Genomic DNA, 17,729 nt, shown 5'->3' with positions numbered 1-17,729 from the left:
TTTTAGATTTCTTGCTTATAATCGGATGCGATACAAAAATTTAATAACTGCTAAAAACTATTATTTTTGAGGGCTTCATGAATACATCACTACAAACAAATGATTCAAGTTTAAGTGCAAATGGACGTTTTGGACGTTTATCCTATTTAGGCTGGAATATGCTGATTGGAATTGCTTTCTTCTTTATTGGCGTTGTCAGTGCTTTCTTAATACCGACCATGACCGATACATCTACAGGTTTTCTGACCTATATTTTAGTTGGGCTATTTATCATTATTTATATTGTAGCCTTATATGTAAGTTTTATTTTTACCATCCGTCGTTTACATGACAGGAACCAGACTGGCTGGTTATCACTGCTAATGCTTATCCCATTGGTAAACTTTTTATTCTTTATTTATTTAAGCTGTGCAAAAGGCGATGTGGGTATTAATAATTATGGCTCACCACGAATGACCCGAGGTTGGGAAAAAGTATTGGCATGGATCTATATTATTTTTATCCCGATCATTATATTGGCTTTGGCTGCGACCGCTATCCCAGCCTATAAAGAATATGTGCAAAGAAGCCAGCAAGCTCAGATTGAGCAACAGATAAATCAAGCTAAATAAATACGTCATGTTTGCTAAGCCAAGTTTCGACTTGGCTTTTTTATTTCATTAAAACCCTTTAAGCTCAGATAAATGACTTGAGTTTTGAATGCAGATGGACACACCTCAACACGCAGTAGCGCCTTTAAGCAAAGAACAAATACGTGCCTTAGCTGCCTTTGAAAACCTTGTTTCAGAAAAGATCATGGTCATTCAAACGCTTGAACAATGCTTAGCCCTGCAAGATCAACTCAGCTCCATCCAAGTCTTCGGTTTTGACAGTGAATCGAAACCGACCTTTAAAGTCGGGGAAAAGTCGACCGGACCGCATGTTATCCAGCTTGCAACTCATGATACCGCCTATGTTTTTCAGGTCAGTGCTGAAATTCTGGATTTTTTAAGACCGATTTTAGAAAATGAACAGCAACTGAAAGTCGGCTTTGGTCTCAAGAATGATGCACATATTTTCCGTAGCCGAGGTATCCAGCCTGCGTCACTGATTGAACTATCCAAAAGCTTTGGCAGTTTTGGCTATCGCAGCCAGGTCGGAGTACAAACCGCGATTGCCCTGCTTTTCCAGCGTTATCTGGCCAAGAGTAAAAAGATCAGTACCTCAAATTGGGCGGTTAAACATCTTAGTCCGCAACAGGTCAGTTATGCCGCAGCGGATGCTTATGCAGCATTGCTGGTATTTGAGCAGCTTTACCAGCAACACCGATTCACACCACAATTACAACAACAAATCATGAAAATACTTGAAGGATCAACAGACAAGGCTTAGAGATTGATCAATACTTTGCTAATATAGGGCACGCTGAACATTCAGAAATGCATTGCGTTATAGGCTAAATCGCCTGTTCTGTCGCAATCATAGAGGGACGTTCAACAAGCCCTAATAATTTAAACTCTATGATGACGCAAGGAGCGGTGTATGCTAATCATCCCAGCAATTGACCTGAAAGATGGTAAATGTGTCCGTTTAAAACAAGGACGTATGGAAGACGATACTGTTTTCTCTGATGACCCTGTGGCGACTGCACAACATTGGGTGGATGAAGGCGCACGTCGTTTACATTTAGTCGATTTAAATGGTGCTTTTGCCGGCACGCCGATTCATAAGCCTGTGGTCGAAGCGATTGTACGGGCTCAGCCAGAACTGCCTATCCAGATCGGTGGGGGTATCCGTTCACTTGAAACCATCGAGCATTATTTAGATGCAGGTGTGTCTTTTGTCATTATCGGGACCAAAGCCGTGAAAGAACCTGAGTTTGTAGAAGAAGCCTGTAAGCGCTTTGCAGGCCGTATTATTGTCGGTATCGATGCCATGAATGGCATGGTGGCAACCGATGGCTGGGCCAATATTACTGAAGTCAAGGCGACTGATCTGGCCAAACGTTTTGCAGATGCAGGCGTATCCAGCATTGTGTATACCGACATTGCCCGTGATGGCATGATGCAAGGTGTCAACGTTGAGCAGACTGTTAATCTGGCAGATTATTCAGGCTTACCGGTAATCGCATCTGGCGGTGTGACCAATCTGGATGATGTCCGTAACTTAAAAGGCCAGAAAGGTATTTTAGGTGCGATCACAGGCCGCGCCATTTACGAAGGCACCTTAAACCTGCGTGAAGCACAATTATTGCTGGATGAAGACAACCGTCTTTAATCTTGCATAAAAAAGAAGTTATCTGTCCAGATAACTTCTTTTGATTTAATACAGCACATGACGCATGAATTTTAATGGCTGTGTCCCTCGATTGGCATAACCATAACGAACCGAACTTTCAAATAGAATAGAATCCCCAGCCTGCACAACGCGTGTTTCCTGTTCCAATTCCAGACTTAACTCGCCTTCGAGTACATAAATCAATTCCTGCCAGCCTTGTTGATCTGCTTCGGCATGATAGACCTCTCCGACAGCCAGGGACCAGCTCCATAATTCAACCTGAGTCGAGACGGGAACCGAAGCTAACAGTGTCGCTTGACTGGCGGGCTGATGGCCTTGCCAGGCCAAGGTATTCACAATTGCGGATTCACCCAGTTCAGGTGGGCTAACAATACGTTTGAAGTCAATCCCCAGTACCGCTGCTATCGCATCCAGTTTTGCCAGACTAATATTGACCTGACCCGTTTCTAAAGCGGCAATGGTACGGCGACTGACCCCTGCCCGGTCTGCCAGTTGTTGCTGGCTTAAATGACTCAGATCCCGAAAATGACGGATATTTTTTCCTACATGGCTCAGGACAGCATCGGATTGGCGCATGGGCAACAACATTTAAAACTAAATCTTGCGCAATATATTGCACAATGTTCTCAAGCAATGCAATATGTGCAGTATATTGCACGTTGCATAGGATTGTTGTTTTGGCCACCTTATCCCAGTCTCCTAAAGCCGCCCAGTTTGCCCTGATTTTTATTACCATGATCTGGGGCGGTACTTTTTTAGCCGTGCAATATGCGCTGAATTTTAGTACCCCGATGTTTTTTGTCGGCTGCCGCTTTGCAGTTGCGGCTTTGGTCATCTTTTTGATCTCGATTAAATCCATGCGCGGCTTAACCTTAAAAGAGAGCTTGGCGGGCACCGCCATCGGCATTGTGATTGCGGTTGGTTATGGCACACAGACCATCGGCCTACAAACCATTTTAAGCAGTGAATCCGCCTTTCTCACTGCACTGTATGTGCCCTTGGTCCCGATTTTAATGTGGCTGATCTTCCAAAAAAAACCTTCTGTAATGACGTGGGTCGGTACGGCACTGGCCTTTACCGGCTTGGTGTTGTTAACCGGGAATGGCTTTTCCAGCATTAATTTCAGTTATGGACAAACGCTTACCCTGATCTGTGCCTTTGTGATCGCGCTTGAAATTATCCTGATTGGTTATTTTGCCGGGAAAGTTAATCTAAGACGGGTCACGGTGATTCAACTGGCAGTTGCTTCATTATTATCATTCGCCAGTATGCCCTTGGTCGGTGAACACAGTATTCCAGCGTTTTCCTGGGGATTGCTGATTATTGCCGTGGCGCTCGGCTTAGCCAGTGCGTTGATTCAATTTGTGATGAACTGGGCACAACGTATGGTCGATCCAACGCGTGCTGCGATTATTTATGCGGGTGAACCGGTTTGGGCCGGTGTCATCGGACGTATTGCCGGAGAGCGTTTACCGTTACTGGCATTGTTTGGAGGACTACTGGTGGTGCTTGGGGTTTTAGTCAGCGAATTAAAATTTAAATTCTTTGCGAAGAAACCACTGCCAGAGAATAAATAGAGAGAGCAAAGTGCACAACAGTTTTGGTTGAATACAATCTATTGTGCACCTTTCAACAATTAGGCTGGAATTTCCTGCTGATTCCTGACTAAGGGACTATTGCCAATCTGCCACACATACGGCAATGGTGCTTGATTAACTTCCCAATCCCCAATTACCTTCTGCTTATACACTAGTGGATTATGTGATGCGACCACACGGGCATTGCGCCAAAAACGGTCCAGCTGCTTGTCGGTGGAACTGGCCGATGCACCCAAGGCATTAAACAGCTCGCTACTCAAATTCAGTACCAGCTCGGCAATCACCACCTGCCCCTGCGCCGATACTAATTCAGCACGCTGATTGGCATCCAGCTCAGCCTGTTCATCATTTTGAAAATGCTGTAAATAAGCTGCATCTAGCGCTTCAGCAGTACTCAGTGCAATACTTTGAGCAGCATAAGCCTGTGCAGACGCTTTGCCAATTATTTGCAAAATTTGTGCATCTTCACGTACCAGACTGGCATTACCATGACTATAAATCCGCGTCCGCTGACGCACTTCCTGCTTAAAGGTCTGCACTGCACTTTGTGCAATACCTGCCAAAGTCGCCAGATGCACCACTTGATAAAATGCGGTTTGATATTTAAAGCGGTTTTCAAACACCAGAATATGATCTCGTTCAATCTCCACATTGTTTAAGGTCAAGGTCCCGCTGCCCGTGGTTTTTTGCCCAAAGCCATCCCAGTCATCCACAATATCAATGCCTTGTGCCTGCGTGGACACCGCAGCAATCACATGCTGATCGGTGGTTTCATCCAAAGCGAACAGGTCAATCCAGTCTGCGAAAATCGTGCCTGTAGAATAATACTTCTGACCATTGATACGAAGTTTTCCGTCCTGCGCTGCCGTAACACGAGTTGCGACATCGCCAATTTCAACTTGACCAATTTCGGTCCATGCATTTCCCACAATCTCACCACGGACAAAGCGCTCAAACCAGAGGGTCTGTGCTGCGGTTTTTTGTGCGTTTAAACGGTCTTCCACAAAGGCAAAATGCCCGCGTAAGGCCTGAACCACATTGGAGTCGGCCTGAGCCAGTTCAATCAACAGCTGAAATAACTGCTTTTGCGAAACGCCATCTCCACCAAAAGCCACACGCACCCGTACTGCACCAAAGCCCGCCTGTTTCAGCCATTGAATCGGTTCATAGGGCAAGGTTCGGTCTTTTTCCCGTGCTAAAGCCCCTTCCGCAATGCGCTTGAAGATCGGGCGGAACTTGCCCGCGACCTGCTCGTAATGTGCACCCAAGGAGAGATTTTGATTACTTTGACTGGTCATAATACTACCCTCTTAGCTCCATGCATGACGTGGCAGTGCCACACCATTCAAATAGTAATTACCCACCAGATTGTATTTCCAGCGTACCGGATCATGCAGGGTATGCGTGCGGGCATTGCGCCAGTGCCGATCCAGATTCAGCTCGGATAAGGTGGAACGGGTACCCGACAACTCAAATAATTTATTGGCTGCCAAGAGTGCGATTTCAGTGGTTAGTACTTTCGATTCAGCCGTGAGTAAGGTTGCTTCTGTTACGCTGTCTTCGGTTGGATTGGCCAAAGCACGGTCAATCGCCTCACCGGCCAAGGCTAAAACCGCCTCTGCGGCACGCAATTTAATTTTTAGCTCACCGATATTGCTAATGGTATAAGGATCTTCACTGGCATGTTCCACACCTGAATCAATCCAAGGACGGGCATGCTCACGCACATAGCGAATGGTTTCCTCAATCGCCCCACGCGCAATTCCCGCATCGACAGCGGACTGAATAATTTGTGAAATTGCACCTGCTGCTGTTGGACGTTCAAAAGCCTGATGGATCGGCACCACATATTTTAAATCGACTCGCACATGATCGAGCTGCACGCTACCACTGGCCGTAGTGCGCTGACCAAAACTGCTCCAGTCATTCACAATGGTCAAACCAGGAGTATGTTGTGGTACCAGTGCTGCAAATACTTTGCCCTCGTCACTCACAGCAACCACAGGAATCCAGTGTGCCAATAAAGCGCCTGTGGCAAAGAATTTCTGACCACTAATCAACGCATAATCCTCTTTAAATTCAATTTTAGTGGTCAAATCCGCGACAGTTTTCGAGTTTTTTTCCGAGAATGCATTGCCTAAACGCTTGCCTTGCAGCACTTGTTCGAAGAAGAACTGCTGCTGCTCCAATGACGCATCCAAACGGATATGCTCTAAAAAGGCCCAATGATTTTGTGCAATCTGCCCTAAAGATGAATCTGCACTGGAAATAATGGTCACCACTTCAGCCAAAGTTTTATAACTCACCCCTGCACCACCGAACTGTTTTGGAATATTGATCCCCCACAGGCCCGAGGCGGAGTATTGCTGGATTTCCTGCAGTGGCAGCTTGCGTTCATGGTCACGCTTTGCCGCCTCTTTGGCAAAAGTAGCCGCTACGCGATGGGCCACAGCAAGGGCTTCCTGATCTGAAGCAATCACATGTGCTGGCGTATTATTCAAGTAAAAATCTTGCGGAATACTCTGTGCATCTTCCAGTTTTATTTCTATTTTTGAGGTCATTATAAATACTCATTTTCCAGTTATAAAAATAAACTAGCACTATTTTTATTGCATATTTATAAGTTAAATATAGAAACTAATCTTTTTATTTAAAATAAACTCAAACCATCACTTATTGATTTAAAAAACAACTAAAAATCAAAAACAAACATCTCAACAAGACCGAATATCACATTAGCACCCTTTAACCAAGAAAAAATAAAATAACGTTTTGAATTTAATAAAAATAATCGGAAAAAATACAGTGCAAAACCCTGTTAAATCTATTCATGATAAAGTTTTATTTTTTTATGATTAATCAATTCAATATTTTTTAATTAATATCAATAAAAATCTTTAATTTCGTAAAGACCAATGACTAAGCAAATTAGATTTAATGCCTTTGAAATGAACTGTATTGCGCATCAATCGCCTGGATTGTGGCGCCACCCTCAGGATCGCTCGACCGAATATAAAGACCTCGACTACTGGACCGATTTGGCCAAGATTTTGGAACGCGGCAAGTTTGATGGTGTTTTTATTGCCGATGTTTTAGGTATTTATGATGTTTATCATCAATCGGCAGAACATGCACTCACAGGTGCCGTACAGGTTCCGGTAAATGATCCTTTGCAAATCGTGCCTGCGATGGCGGCTGTCACCAAACACTTGGGCTTTGGCCTAACCACTTCGATTTCTTTTGAACATCCCTATCCTTTTGCACGGCGTATGAGTACCTTGGATCACCTGACCAAAGGGCGTATTGGCTGGAATATTGTGACATCCTATCTGGAAAGTGGTTCCAAGAACTTAGGCCTTAAAACCCAGGTCAGCCATGATCAACGCTATGATATTGCTGACGAATATTTAGAGGTTCTCTACAAGCTCTGGGAAGGTTCATGGGAACAGGATGCGGTGTTACGTGACAAGGAACGGGGGATTTTTGCCGATCATCGCAAAGTCCACCCCATCAATCATCAAGGCCAATATTTTAACGTTCCCGGCATTCATATTTGCGAACCTTCCCCACAACGCACCCCTGTACTGTATCAGGCAGGCGCATCCAGTCGTGGACAATTATTTGCCAGCCAAAATGCTGAATGTGTGTTTATTTCTGCACCAACTAAAGCAGCCGTAAAAAAATTGGTGCAAGGCATTCGTTCCAACCTGATTGAACAAGGCAAAGATCCTCATTCGATTTTGATCTACACCATGCTGTCCATCGTGGTGGATGAAACCGATGCAAAAGCCCAAGCAAAATTCCAAGACTGTCAAAGCTATGCCAGTTATCATGGGGGCTTAACTTTGGCATCCGGCTGGTCAGGTGTCGACTTCTCGCAATTCCATGCAGAAGACAAAGTTGAATATATTCATACCGATGCGATTCAGTCGATGCTGGATTCTTATGTAAAAGCCGATCCAAATCGTGTCTGGACCATTGAAGAGATTGCCAAATTTATCAGTATCGGTGGTAATGGCCCAGTTCTGGTGGGCTCAGCGGCCACTGTTGCAGATCAACTTCAGGCATGGATGGAAGAAACCGATATTGATGGCTTTAACCTGGCCTATATTCTGGCGCATCAAACTTTTGAGGATGTGGTGGAGTATCTGGTACCTGAGCTTCAGCAACGCGGAGTTTATCCAACTGAATATCCCGAAGGAACTTTACGCGAAAAGCTGTTTGGTCAAGGCCCACTGCTGCCTGAGCAGCATCGCGGCGCAAGCTATCGCTATCATTGCACAGCGAAGACCAACAACACGATAGAACTCGCTTAGTCGTTGCACTCAACCAAACGAGTTCTGATCGATTAGCCTTGGTACATCGGCTTGTTGTCATTCAAGGCAATCAAACCACGGATAGCACGATAGACGATCCAGATCCATGCACCGAAAATCACGGCAAAGGCAAAGGTGGTTGCAGAAATAGCCACCCCTGCAAAGGCAGTGCCATTATCGCCTGTCAGGAACAGGAACGAGAACGGGATAAAGGCAATAATATTCCAGGCCAGATACCACCAGAAGGTGCGGATTTGCCAGGTAAAGTGACTTTCAAAAATCGAGCCTTGGACATCACTACGTTTAACATAGTTGATGATCAAGGCCACAATGGCCAATAAACCTACCGTAAAAATTGCAAGGATATAAAGGATGTACAGGACCAGAGTCAAAGTACGATTCGGATCTTGATCAACGGAATAATTCATTTCTATTTATCTCCAGTGTCAGACTCCGCTTAATATCAATAAAACACATTAAGTGGAGAAATTAACCAACATATCAATAATATATTAAAGACTATGGTACAGAAATAAATCTTCCGAAACGGTTGCTTTTGTGTTTTATGTCTCAGTTTTTGCTGAGCAAGCCAACCGGCGCACCATCCTCCCAAAGCATCCACAATATGCAGGGTCTGCTCGGGAATACGGCGATTCCCGAGTTGTGCCGCCTCTTTGTCCTGCGCATACAGCCAATAACTCACCACATTCATCAAACTGACAAATAACAGGGTATACGGCGGCAATAATTTGCTAAAGCTGGCGACCAGCATAAAGACAATATAAATCACAATGGCAATCTGCATGGCCGACCACGGTTTAGTAGCGGTTGGCTTTTCGGCTTTGGCTTTATGCTCAAATACTTGCGAGGCTTTTAAATACACGGCTTGCTGAGCGCGATAACGACCGCGCTCATCCAGAATCACCACATACTCCAGCGCACAACCGATAATCGGCCTTGGCCCTGTGCGAGCAAAGTCTTTAATATGAATAAAAACACGTTGTTTTTGCGGGTCATTGGGTTGGATAAAGCCATAGCCTTTATCATCAAACCACTCCACTAACCGACCTTGATCGCGCATGATATTTTCCTAGGCTGTGATTCGTTGTAAACGGTCTTGCATCATCATGCGCATTTGTAGCGGATCTTTTTGCAAAATATCGTCGCCGGTACGCCCATGCTCGGCATTTTTTTGTGCCACCTGCAAACGCATGCTCCAGAAGCGACAAGCCGCCATCGCCAGAAAGATATTTAAACAGGCCAATTCATCCTCAGTCAGCGTGCGAATGCCTTGATAGGCGGCAAGGAAGGCATCAGCCTTGGCTTGATCCAAATGTGCTTGTGGATAGGCAGTACAGAAATCATTGATACTAATCGCAATATCAAACAACCATTCATCCTGATTCAATTCATAAAAATCAAGGATGCCTTGTAACTGATCGCCTTCAAACAAGGTGTTATCTCTAAACAAATCTGAATGAATAAAACCGGTAGGACGATCTGGATGTTGCAGGGTAATCTGTGCAAACTGCTGAAAAACTTGTGCCAATAAAGCCTGATCGTCCGCATTCATTTGCGGCTTAAGCTGTGCGGCCACATCTGACCAGTATTGATGATTACGGTTAAAATCACGCTCCAGCGGAAAGTCTCGCAAGGCCAAATGCAATTTTGCCTGCGCCTGTGCAATCGCCTGTATTTGCGCAATGCTGGCATCTTCAGGGTGCTCGCCCATCAAGCGCGGTGCAATTTGTGCCGGCTTATCGGCAATGCTATGAATCGCCTGTCCACTGTGCTTTAACGGTACCGCCACAGGCACACCGGCCTGACCCAAACAATCCAGTACAGGCACCAGTTCACCGGCCCCTTCAGCATCTAACTCTTCAAACACCGTTAAAACATATTGTTTCTTTGATTGATCCACCAAAAAATAATTGGTGTTTTGAATACCGCCTTGGATTGGAATCAGGTCAATCACTGCTAAACCATAGGGTTCGGCAAAGGCTTGAACTTCTTCTAAACTCAACGGGGTATAAACCGACATGGAAAACCTGCAAAAAATAGCTGTGAAGTTTGATAGAATACCTGTTCCCTCCATGAAGGTGTAGCACCCCTTTCTTTATTGGCGATTTTTTGGAAAATTTTATGCTCGCAAAACGTATTATCCCTTGCTTAGATGTTGATAATGGTCGAGTCGTCAAAGGCGTTCAATTCCTTGATATTCGTGACGCAGGTGACCCTGTCGAAGTGGCGCGTCGTTATAACGAACAAGGCGCCGATGAAATCACCTTTTTAGATATTACTGCTACCCATCATGGACGCGACACCACCTACCGTACCGTAGAACGCATGGCAGAAAGCGTGTTTGTACCGTTAACTGTCGGTGGTGGTGTCCGTAAAGTTGAAGATATCCGTTTATTGCTGAATGCCGGTGCCGATAAAGTCAGTATCAACTCGGCAGCGGTATTTACCCCTGAATTTGTACAGGAAGCCTCGCAACGCTTTGGTGCTCAATGTATCGTGGTCGCGATTGACGCAAAAAAAACCGGCGAGAACAAGTGGGAAATTTTCACCCACGGTGGTCGTAAACCGACTGGCATCGATGCGATTGAATGGGCGGTAAAAATGGCCGACTTCGGTGCAGGCGAACTACTGATTACCAGTATGGATGCCGATGGTACCAAAGCAGGCTATGACATTGCCTTGATGCGCCAGATTAATGACCGTGTCAATATTCCCACCATTGCTTCAGGCGGTGTAGGCAATTTACAGCATTTGGCTGACGGTATTTTAAAAGGTGGTGCAGATGCAGTGCTTGCGGCTTCTATTTTCCACTTTGGTCAACACACCATTCCAGAAGCAAAACAATATCTTGCGGCACAAGGTATTGAAATGCGTCTCTGATACATCAGGGATAGAAATATGAACCTCTCTGATGAGAGGTTTTTTTATGGAAAGCTTTTTACAGGCAAAAAAATACCTTGCTGGGCAAGGTAAGAAACGGCGTTATATAACGCTAGAGGGTAAAACATACATATCCATTTTGAGCAAAATATAGTCAAATATTTTGTCTGAGCTAAAGTAGCGCTAAAATCTGTAGAAATATTGACATTAAAAACCATTTTCATTGACAATTTACGACAAAATTTTGATTCTTCCGTTATGAATCCTGCTGACCAAACCCGTATGCTGTTTTATCGGTCGCTTTAAGCCACCGCATCATCGGCTTGATCTTGCGACGGCACTGCTGTGACCAGTTTAGGTTTGTGCTCCACCCATTTTACCGGGAAAACAGCCTCTACTGCTTGAGTCAGGGCTTGAGACAATACTGCTGGCAAGCGGAGACCCAATGGATTGGCCTCTTTTAAGTCTGCAGATGAGACCACACGGGTACCCATCACATAATCAAACCATGGTCGGGTCACACACCAGTTGGCATCCTGATTGGAATTCATGTGATGATCATAATGCCAGGGAATGGTTCGTTTGGCCCAATCCGGTTCCAGATGCGCACGGCGGTGTACATAATAATAATTGCCTGCACTATACAGCGCGGCCAGAGACATACCTTTTGAAAGTGGATAGAACGCCACACTGGCAACACCGGCCACCACCGCCAATGACATGATTTCATTACGTGTGCGCCAATGCTCAACACCTTCTACATAACAGTCGTCAGAAAACTGCTGCTTACGCACTTCACGATGATGGGCCCAGTGCGACTCCATACTTTTCGGTACCGGACTATAGCGTGGCTGACCGGGACGATGTACGCCATGCAAAATGTATTTATGGGCAAACCATTCAAATGCGTTCGCCACTGCCAAGCCTGCGATAAAACCCTTAATCATGGTCTTCTCCCCTATATTTGCTTATTTTTATTCAGCATATAAATTTTGATAGGCGAAGTATTGACGATAGGCTATAGTTATATTGACAAAACACGACAAGCGAACAGGTGGACAGGATGTCACAGCTCAAGCACTATACCGGCTCTGTTTTTGGTGGTTTGGGGCATTTGTTAAAAGCCTATTGTGAAGCAGAACAGATTGCCATTCCTGAACAATTACAACAGGTTCAGAATCAGGAACGCTTTGATTATGTGATTTGGCGGGATCTGTTAGAAGATCTAAATCGACTACATCCGAAGAGTGGCCTAGGCTTGGAAATCGCCGCCTATGTACAGCCCAAACATCTGGGGATTATTGCCTATCTGGCCTTATCCTGTGAAAATCTGGGCGAAGCTTTAGCGCGTTATCATGACTTTCACCGCCTGATTTATGATGGCAGTCCTTTGGTGGTCGAATTCAATGATCGCTATGCCTCCATCCGCTGGGAAGCGCCTGAACCGCATCCGACCCAACTGACCGATGAAATTGCCATTGCGCTGATGGTGCAATTTCTCAAGCTATTTATGTCCGGTGACGTAATTCAGCTGCATGAAGTGCATTTCGTCAATGCCGCACCTAAAAACATCAGCATTTATGAGCAGTATTTCCGTTGTAAAGTGCGCTTTGATCAGCCTAAAACACAGTTACTGCTTCCGGTTAGCGAGGCATTTAAACCCTTACGTAGCGGTGATCACACCTTACAGCAACTGTTGTTGCAGCAAGCCCAAGCCTTGCTGGATAAATTGCCCAATTCGACCCAACTGGATCAACGTTTACAACATGCCATTTTGACTGGCCTGCAAAAAAACCAATATCAGCTCGATTTTATTGCCGAAAAGCTGGGCCTTTCCGTGCGCCAATTACAGCGTCATTTACAACAACAACACACGACTTTTCAGCAACGGGTGCAACAGGTGCGCTTTATGCTGGCCACTGAATATCTCAAAGATCCGCATCTCAGTTTGCAGGAAATTGCGCTACTGCTATGTTATTCGGAACAAAGCGCTTTTCAGCGTGCTTTTAAAATCTGGACCGGGCAAACCCCGCAACAGTGGCGAAACAACAACACAATTTACAATTCTTAATAAAATTACCCATGAACTAACGGTTTCACAACTGATCCATTTTTTCACACGTTTTATACAAGAGCCTATATACCTATGTGAAATAGTTCACACTTTTTTCACACTGTTGACACATATCCATAATAACGTTTTGGATGCTTGTTTTTTTTATTTTTTAAAACATGTTTGGTGATAACAATGAACAAATATTTAGCAGAATTTCTTGGTACTTTTTGGCTTGTTTTTGGTGGTTGTGGTAGTGCTGTACTTGCAGCAGCATTTCCAGAGCTTGGCATCGGCTTTCTTGGTGTAGCACTTGCTTTTGGTTTAACTGTATTAACGGGCGCGTATGCCTTTGGTCATATTTCAGGTGGTCACTTTAATCCGGCGGTCAGCGTCGGTTTATGGGTCGGTGGACGTTTTAATGCCAAAGACCTGGTGCCCTATATTATTTCTCAGGTGATTGGTGGTGCGCTGGCAGCATTCGTGCTGTACATCATCGTACAAGGTCAGGCCGGTTTTGCCGGTACAGGCGGCTTCGCGACCAACGGTTATGGCGAACTTTCTCCAAACCACTTCTCTGTGGCTTCAGCATTCCTGATCGAAGTAGTCCTCACAGCCTTCTTCCTGATCGTGATCATGGGTGCGACGGACCGTCGTGCACCGGCTGGCTTCGCACCGATTGCGATTGGTTTGGCGCTTACCCTGATCCACTTGATCAGTATCCCTGTGACTAATACTTCTGTGAACCCGGCACGTAGTACTGCGGTGGCTTTATTTGCGGAAACTGCTGCACTTAGCCAGTTGTGGTTATTCTGGGTTGCGCCAATCATTGGTGCCATTATCGGTGCAGTGATCTACAAAGTGGTGGGCAGCGAGAAAAACTAAGCGCATCACACCGCATAAAAAAAACAGCCTGTATCGGCTGTTTTTTTATTTATAAAAATGGATTCTCAATGTCCTGTTCCAGCTGGCGCTCGATCTGTTCAGGCAGTTCCTGTTTCTCCAAGGCTGCCACCACCTCATTGATAAAGCCTTGTAATGCCTTTGCGGTTTTTAAACCAGCCTGATCTTTGGTGATTTGCAAATTGCCATATAAGCTCACACAATCCACCTGATTTTCCAGGGTCAGGTCATAAATTGCTGACGACTCATCACCATGTTCAAAAGGTTTAAACATCTTTCTCTCTCGTTATTGTTGTCTCTCACCCAACATGAGCCAAGCACGATCACTTTGCAAGCGTTTCTTAGCGCAACATTTGTAAGAAATACTGTACCAAGGCATTGATCAGCTGGTTAATCATGGCCTGCTTGGTCTGTTCATCAATCTGCGGCAACTTACTGCCTGCCGACTCAGTCGATTGTGAGGTAAATTGACGCTGCTGGGCCTGAATGGCATCAGTCTTGGCCTCTTCCGCACACTGGCTTTGCCCATCCCAATGTGAATAGCTGATGTCCTTATTCGGCTTCACCTGTTGCGCAGACAAAGGCAACTGATAGACATTGCGTTTCTGCTGTTCGGTCAATTGTGGGAATAAATTAATTCCCAGCTTTTCTTCCAGATAGCAGACACTCACCACTTTGACCTGTAATGAATTATTGTTTGGCGCATAGTAGGCACCAATAATGCCCTGCTTGGGTAAATACACCGCTTTATACACCGCGGTCGGGACAATCACCCCTTTACCAATGGTTTTTAGGCGTTTGCCTTCAAAGATTGGTCCGGTCAGTACATAGGCATCTTTATGCTGTTTGGTGACCATGGAACGCACCGCTTCTTCCAGTTTGCGCCAGACTTCCTGATTATTTTTAGGGGCTTGCGGCACCATATTGGCCAGGGAGAAACTGTCATACTGGGCTGCGGTATTGTTCATGTCCCCGTTAGGTGCCATGTGGCCACGGTCATAGCCGGAACCACGATAATCCGATAACAACGCGCGATGCGCCAACTGCACCCGGGTTTCTTCATGGAAATTATCTTCACGTTTGATTTTGACACTTAAACGTTCAGGGGTGAGATATTCCGCTGACCACAACGGGGTCTTGGAGATGCCCGAATACATTACATTGAAGTCATTAAAACACAAGGCATAACTGTCTTTTTTCAGACTGTCTTTGCTCAATAACGGCGGCACATCACGATAGAACGGTTTTAAACAGGCGCCATTACTGGACTGGAACGGGATCAGTTTCGAAATTTTTTCATTGCCAAATGCAATCGCAAAACTTCCCGTCGCGACTGCAGCCAGCACAAGCTTTCCAACATTCTGGCTCAAAAAAGCAAATGGAGTTTTACCCTTTCTGGTTGGTCTCTTCGCCATAACTACATCAAAATCAATATGAACGCGCAGCTTAACAACTCAAAGCCTTGCTGTATATTGGGTTTCAGCCTAGAGCGACATTTTATGTCGCAAATCTGTACACTTGCTCAACAGACAATAAAAAAGGCACTTGAGCGTGCCTGTTTTATCAACTTCAACTTAAATTTCGATCTGACTACCCAGTTCCACCACACGGTTGGTCGGAATCTGGTAGAAGTCACTGACCGGACTGGTATTGCGCTGCATCGAGATAAACAGCTTTTCACGCCATGGTGACATGCCATCACCAACGGTATGCACAATACGATCTCGCGAAATGAAGAAACTCATTTGCATCATATCGAACTCAAAATCCAGTTGTTTATAGGCCTGTTCCAGCGCGACCGGAATATTCGGCTGGTCCTTGAAACCATAATAGACATAGATGCGATAAAAGTGCTCATCCAGCTTTTCCACTTTTAAGCGGTCGGCTTCAGCCACATAGGGAATATCCTGCGTATAAACCGTCACCATCACATTGCGCTCATGCAGCACCTTGTTGTGCTTGATGTTATGCAACATCGCATGCGGCACAATATTCGGGGTACCGGTCAGGAAAATCGCTTCACCTGGCACATATTGGGTTTCCTTGCTCATGCCAATACTTTTAATAAATAATTCGATTGGCAACGCATTGGTTTCCATGCGGTTATACACGATTTCACGACCACGTTTCCAGGTCATCAGAATGGTATAGACCACCACACCTATCAGGATTGGTACCCATCCGCCAGAGAGGATTTTTAATGAGGTTGAACCGACAAAAATCAGATCTATGATCAGGAATGGCACCGCAAACAACGCCACTTTCCATGCAGGCCAACGCCACACCCCATAGGCCAGCGTCGAGATCAGGATGGTACCGCAGAGCATGGTCATGGTCACCGCAACGCCATAGGCACTGGCCAGTTCGGCACTGCTTTCAAACAGCAGAATCAGGATCACCACCGAGATAAACAACACCCAGTTAATGAAAGGCAAATAGATCTGGCCCTGCTCTACATCAGAGGTATGGTGCACGGTAAGACGTGGCAAATAGCGTAACTGCATGGCCTGATTGGCCATCGAGAACACACCGGTAATCACCGCTTGAGAGGCAATCACCGCTGCGGCAGTTGCCAGTCCGATCATCGGGAATAAGGCCCAGTCAGGCACGAGCAGATAGAACGGGTTTTCAATCGCCTTGGCATCACGCAACAGTAAGGCGCCCTGGCCGGCATAATTGAGCAGCAAGCACGGCAAGACCACGATAAACCAGGCCAGCTTGATCGGCATCCGTCCAAAATGGCCCATATCGGCATAGAGCGCTTCCCCACCGGTCATGGTCAGGATCACCGCTCCCATGGTAATAAAGGCAACTGTCGGCTGGTCATAGACAAAATGCAACGCCCAGTAAGGATTGACCATCATCAACACATACGGAGTCTGAATGATGCTCCACAGGCCAATCAGGCCAATAGATGCGAACCATAATAAGGTGATCGGCCCAAAGAATTTGCCCATGGTGGCAGTACCATGTCGTTGCACCATAAACAAAGCGGTTAAAATACCCAGCGCAATCGGGACTAACCAACGATCCAGTGTGGGTGTGATCAGACTCAGGCCCTCAATCGCCGACAGTACCGAAATGGCTGGCGTAATAATGCCATCACCAAAGAATAGAGATGCCCCGATAAAGCCCAATGCGATCAGAAAGATTTTATTCTTGTTAGTGAATACGTTAGAACGCAGGTTCAATGCCAGCAAAGACATGATCCCGCCTTCGCCATTGTTGTCTGCACGCATGATCATCGACACATATTTAAAACTGATGGTCAGGTTCATGCACCAGAAGATCAGCGACAGGATGCCGAGAATCGATCCTTCACTGATATCCACATGTCCTGTGACAAAGCATTGCCGTATCGCATAGAGCGGACTGGTCCCAATGTCTCCAAATACCACCCCTAATGCTGCCAGCGTCATCGCGGGCAATGCGGCTTTTTTTGCAGTACTTTGCATATTATGTCGCTTCAAACTAAAACGTTATATGGCGCAATCTTATCATTAGCCAAAAAGTTTTTCTGCAAATCTGTTCATCACAACTTGGCAGCCCGCATTTTTTTGGTTACTATCGCACACCTTGGTGAGGTGTCCGAGTGGCTGAAGGAGCACGCCTGGAAAGTGTGTATACGTTTGCGCGTATCGAGGGTTCGAATCCCTCTCTCACCGCCAGAATTTTAATTCA

18 protein-coding genes and 1 tRNA gene are annotated in these 17,729 nt (G+C 45.6%); 9 read left to right on the top strand and 10 right to left on the bottom strand.

The genetic code is table 11. The features are described 5' to 3' along the window. The first annotated feature begins 77 nt into the window (after positions 1 to 77). The 3 genes from J699_RS08690 (at position 78) to hisA (ending at position 2,256) form a co-directional block, all read left to right on the top strand. Positions 78 to 611, top strand: coding sequence for a DUF805 domain-containing protein (locus J699_RS08690; RefSeq protein WP_032868520.1), 534 nt, complete (start codon positions 78 to 80; stop codon positions 609 to 611). Positions 612 to 699: 88 nt separating this feature from the next. Beyond that, entirely contained in the window at positions 700 to 1,371 is a 672-nt protein-coding gene (locus J699_RS08695) for a 3'-5' exonuclease (protein ID WP_032868519.1), read from the top strand. 150 nt (positions 1,372 to 1,521) lie between these two features. Further along, positions 1,522 to 2,256, top strand: a complete 735-nt coding sequence (hisA, locus tag J699_RS08700) for a 1-(5-phosphoribosyl)-5-[(5-phosphoribosylamino)methylideneamino]imidazole-4-carboxamide isomerase (protein ID WP_032868518.1) — start codon at positions 1,522 to 1,524, stop codon at positions 2,254 to 2,256. A gap of 45 nt (positions 2,257 to 2,301) precedes the next feature. Here hisA and J699_RS08705 read toward each other — a convergent pair whose 3' ends face one another. Beyond that, the gene (locus J699_RS08705; RefSeq protein WP_032882830.1) at positions 2,302 to 2,853 is read right to left on the bottom strand and encodes an XRE family transcriptional regulator; all 552 of its coding nucleotides are present in this window, start codon (positions 2,851 to 2,853) and stop codon (positions 2,302 to 2,304) included. A gap of 158 nt (positions 2,854 to 3,011) precedes the next feature. On the opposite strand from J699_RS08705, the gene J699_RS08710 reads away from it, so the two are divergent. Then, entirely contained in the window at positions 3,012 to 3,854 is an 843-nt protein-coding gene (locus tag J699_RS08710) for a DMT family transporter (protein WP_376746146.1), read from the top strand. A gap of 59 nt (positions 3,855 to 3,913) precedes the next feature. Here the strand turns inward: J699_RS08710 and J699_RS08715 are convergent, their stop codons facing one another. Together J699_RS08715 and J699_RS08720 are read right to left on the bottom strand one after the other, a co-directional pair. Continuing rightward, on the bottom strand, positions 3,914 to 5,173 hold the full coding sequence (locus J699_RS08715; protein WP_032868514.1) for a monooxygenase: 1,260 nt from the start codon (positions 5,171 to 5,173) through the stop codon (positions 3,914 to 3,916). A 12-nt stretch (positions 5,174 to 5,185) separates the two neighbouring features. Continuing rightward, a complete protein-coding gene (locus J699_RS08720) occupies positions 5,186 to 6,436 on the bottom strand; it encodes an SfnB family sulfur acquisition oxidoreductase (protein WP_032868513.1) in 1,251 nt (416 codons plus the stop codon). 354 nt (positions 6,437 to 6,790) lie between these two features. Between J699_RS08720 and J699_RS08725 the strand changes: the two genes are divergently transcribed. After that, positions 6,791 to 8,191 carry an LLM class flavin-dependent oxidoreductase gene (locus J699_RS08725; RefSeq protein ID WP_032868512.1) on the top strand — a complete coding sequence of 467 codons (1,401 nt, stop codon included), beginning with the start codon at positions 6,791 to 6,793 and terminating at the stop codon, positions 8,189 to 8,191. 32 nt (positions 8,192 to 8,223) lie between these two features. On the opposite strand, the gene J699_RS08730 is transcribed toward J699_RS08725, so the two are convergent. From J699_RS08730 to J699_RS08740, 3 genes are read right to left on the bottom strand one after another with little or no spacing between them, the layout of a single operon-like run. Then, positions 8,224 to 8,619, bottom strand: a complete 396-nt coding sequence (locus J699_RS08730; RefSeq protein ID WP_005227764.1) for a DUF4870 family protein — start codon at positions 8,617 to 8,619, stop codon at positions 8,224 to 8,226. A gap of 35 nt (positions 8,620 to 8,654) precedes the next feature. Continuing rightward, a complete protein-coding gene (locus J699_RS08735; RefSeq protein WP_005282578.1) occupies positions 8,655 to 9,272 on the bottom strand; it encodes a DUF1294 domain-containing protein in 618 nt (205 codons plus the stop codon). A 9-nt stretch (positions 9,273 to 9,281) separates the two neighbouring features. After that, complete coding sequence (locus J699_RS08740) at positions 9,282 to 10,232, bottom strand: homoserine kinase (protein WP_032868511.1); 951 nt, start codon at positions 10,230 to 10,232, stop codon at positions 9,282 to 9,284. A gap of 101 nt (positions 10,233 to 10,333) precedes the next feature. Between J699_RS08740 and hisF the strand changes: the two genes are divergently transcribed. Further along, on the top strand, positions 10,334 to 11,092 hold the full coding sequence (hisF, locus tag J699_RS08745) for an imidazole glycerol phosphate synthase subunit HisF (RefSeq protein ID WP_004657307.1): 759 nt from the start codon (positions 10,334 to 10,336) through the stop codon (positions 11,090 to 11,092). A 302-nt stretch (positions 11,093 to 11,394) separates the two neighbouring features. Here the strand turns inward: hisF and J699_RS08750 are convergent, their stop codons facing one another. Next, a complete protein-coding gene (locus J699_RS08750; protein ID WP_032868510.1) occupies positions 11,395 to 12,039 on the bottom strand; it encodes a sterol desaturase family protein in 645 nt (214 codons plus the stop codon). 116 nt (positions 12,040 to 12,155) lie between these two features. Here J699_RS08750 and J699_RS08755 point away from each other — a divergent pair, with 116 nt between their 5' ends. Together J699_RS08755 and aqpZ are read left to right on the top strand one after the other, a co-directional pair. Continuing rightward, positions 12,156 to 13,163 (top strand): AraC family transcriptional regulator, encoded by a 1,008-nt coding sequence (locus J699_RS08755; protein ID WP_032868508.1) that lies wholly within the window; start codon positions 12,156 to 12,158, stop codon positions 13,161 to 13,163. A 177-nt stretch (positions 13,164 to 13,340) separates the two neighbouring features. Continuing rightward, a complete protein-coding gene (gene aqpZ / locus J699_RS08760) occupies positions 13,341 to 14,030 on the top strand; it encodes an aquaporin Z (protein WP_005227775.1) in 690 nt (229 codons plus the stop codon). A gap of 49 nt (positions 14,031 to 14,079) precedes the next feature. Here aqpZ and J699_RS08765 read toward each other — a convergent pair whose 3' ends face one another. The 3 genes from J699_RS08765 to J699_RS08775 form a co-directional block, all read right to left on the bottom strand. Further along, positions 14,080 to 14,322 carry a hypothetical protein gene (locus tag J699_RS08765; RefSeq protein ID WP_005227777.1) on the bottom strand — a complete coding sequence of 81 codons (243 nt, stop codon included), beginning with the start codon at positions 14,320 to 14,322 and terminating at the stop codon, positions 14,080 to 14,082. 67 nt (positions 14,323 to 14,389) lie between these two features. Next, the gene (locus tag J699_RS08770; protein WP_032868507.1) at positions 14,390 to 15,463 is read right to left on the bottom strand and encodes a DNA/RNA non-specific endonuclease; all 1,074 of its coding nucleotides are present in this window, start codon (positions 15,461 to 15,463) and stop codon (positions 14,390 to 14,392) included. Positions 15,464 to 15,622: 159 nt separating this feature from the next. After that, a complete protein-coding gene (locus tag J699_RS08775; protein WP_032868506.1) occupies positions 15,623 to 17,503 on the bottom strand; it encodes a potassium transporter Kup in 1,881 nt (626 codons plus the stop codon). Between the two features lie 123 nt (positions 17,504 to 17,626). On the opposite strand from J699_RS08775, the gene J699_RS08780 reads away from it, so the two are divergent. Next, a tRNA-Ser gene (locus J699_RS08780) sits at positions 17,627 to 17,716 on the top strand. The last annotated feature ends 13 nt before the right edge of the window (positions 17,717 to 17,729 follow it).

Origin of the sequence: Acinetobacter sp. 1000160 (genome assembly GCF_000588715.1) — a bacterium.
GTDB lineage: Bacteria > Pseudomonadota > Gammaproteobacteria > Pseudomonadales > Moraxellaceae > Acinetobacter > Acinetobacter courvalinii.
The sequence above is the reverse complement of the archived record's forward strand: the minus strand, read 5'-3'. Positions and strand labels throughout refer to the sequence as shown.

Coding starts and splice junctions, on each gene's coding strand:
- hisA (WP_032868518.1), top strand. CDS start 1,522: ATGCTAATCATCCCAGCAATTGACCTGAAAGATGGTAAATGTGTCCGT.
- J699_RS08775 (WP_032868506.1), bottom strand. CDS start 17,503: ATGCAAAGTACTGCAAAAAAAGCCGCATTGCCCGCGATGACGCTGGCA.
- J699_RS08710 (WP_376746146.1), top strand. CDS start 3,012: ATGATCTGGGGCGGTACTTTTTTAGCCGTGCAATATGCGCTGAATTTT.
- J699_RS08770 (WP_032868507.1), bottom strand. CDS start 15,463: ATGGCGAAGAGACCAACCAGAAAGGGTAAAACTCCATTTGCTTTTTTG.
- J699_RS08695 (WP_032868519.1), top strand. CDS start 700: ATGCAGATGGACACACCTCAACACGCAGTAGCGCCTTTAAGCAAAGAA.
- J699_RS08705 (WP_032882830.1), bottom strand. CDS start 2,853: ATGCGCCAATCCGATGCTGTCCTGAGCCATGTAGGAAAAAATATCCGT.
- J699_RS08750 (WP_032868510.1), bottom strand. CDS start 12,039: ATGATTAAGGGTTTTATCGCAGGCTTGGCAGTGGCGAACGCATTTGAA.
- J699_RS08730 (WP_005227764.1), bottom strand. CDS start 8,619: ATGAATTATTCCGTTGATCAAGATCCGAATCGTACTTTGACTCTGGTC.
- J699_RS08755 (WP_032868508.1), top strand. CDS start 12,156: ATGTCACAGCTCAAGCACTATACCGGCTCTGTTTTTGGTGGTTTGGGG.
- J699_RS08690 (WP_032868520.1), top strand. CDS start 78: ATGAATACATCACTACAAACAAATGATTCAAGTTTAAGTGCAAATGGA.
- J699_RS08735 (WP_005282578.1), bottom strand. CDS start 9,272: ATGCGCGATCAAGGTCGGTTAGTGGAGTGGTTTGATGATAAAGGCTAT.
- J699_RS08725 (WP_032868512.1), top strand. CDS start 6,791: ATGACTAAGCAAATTAGATTTAATGCCTTTGAAATGAACTGTATTGCG.
- hisF (WP_004657307.1), top strand. CDS start 10,334: ATGCTCGCAAAACGTATTATCCCTTGCTTAGATGTTGATAATGGTCGA.
- J699_RS08740 (WP_032868511.1), bottom strand. CDS start 10,232: ATGTCGGTTTATACCCCGTTGAGTTTAGAAGAAGTTCAAGCCTTTGCC.
- J699_RS08765 (WP_005227777.1), bottom strand. CDS start 14,322: ATGTTTAAACCTTTTGAACATGGTGATGAGTCGTCAGCAATTTATGAC.
- J699_RS08720 (WP_032868513.1), bottom strand. CDS start 6,436: ATGACCTCAAAAATAGAAATAAAACTGGAAGATGCACAGAGTATTCCG.
- aqpZ (WP_005227775.1), top strand. CDS start 13,341: ATGAACAAATATTTAGCAGAATTTCTTGGTACTTTTTGGCTTGTTTTT.
- J699_RS08715 (WP_032868514.1), bottom strand. CDS start 5,173: ATGACCAGTCAAAGTAATCAAAATCTCTCCTTGGGTGCACATTACGAG.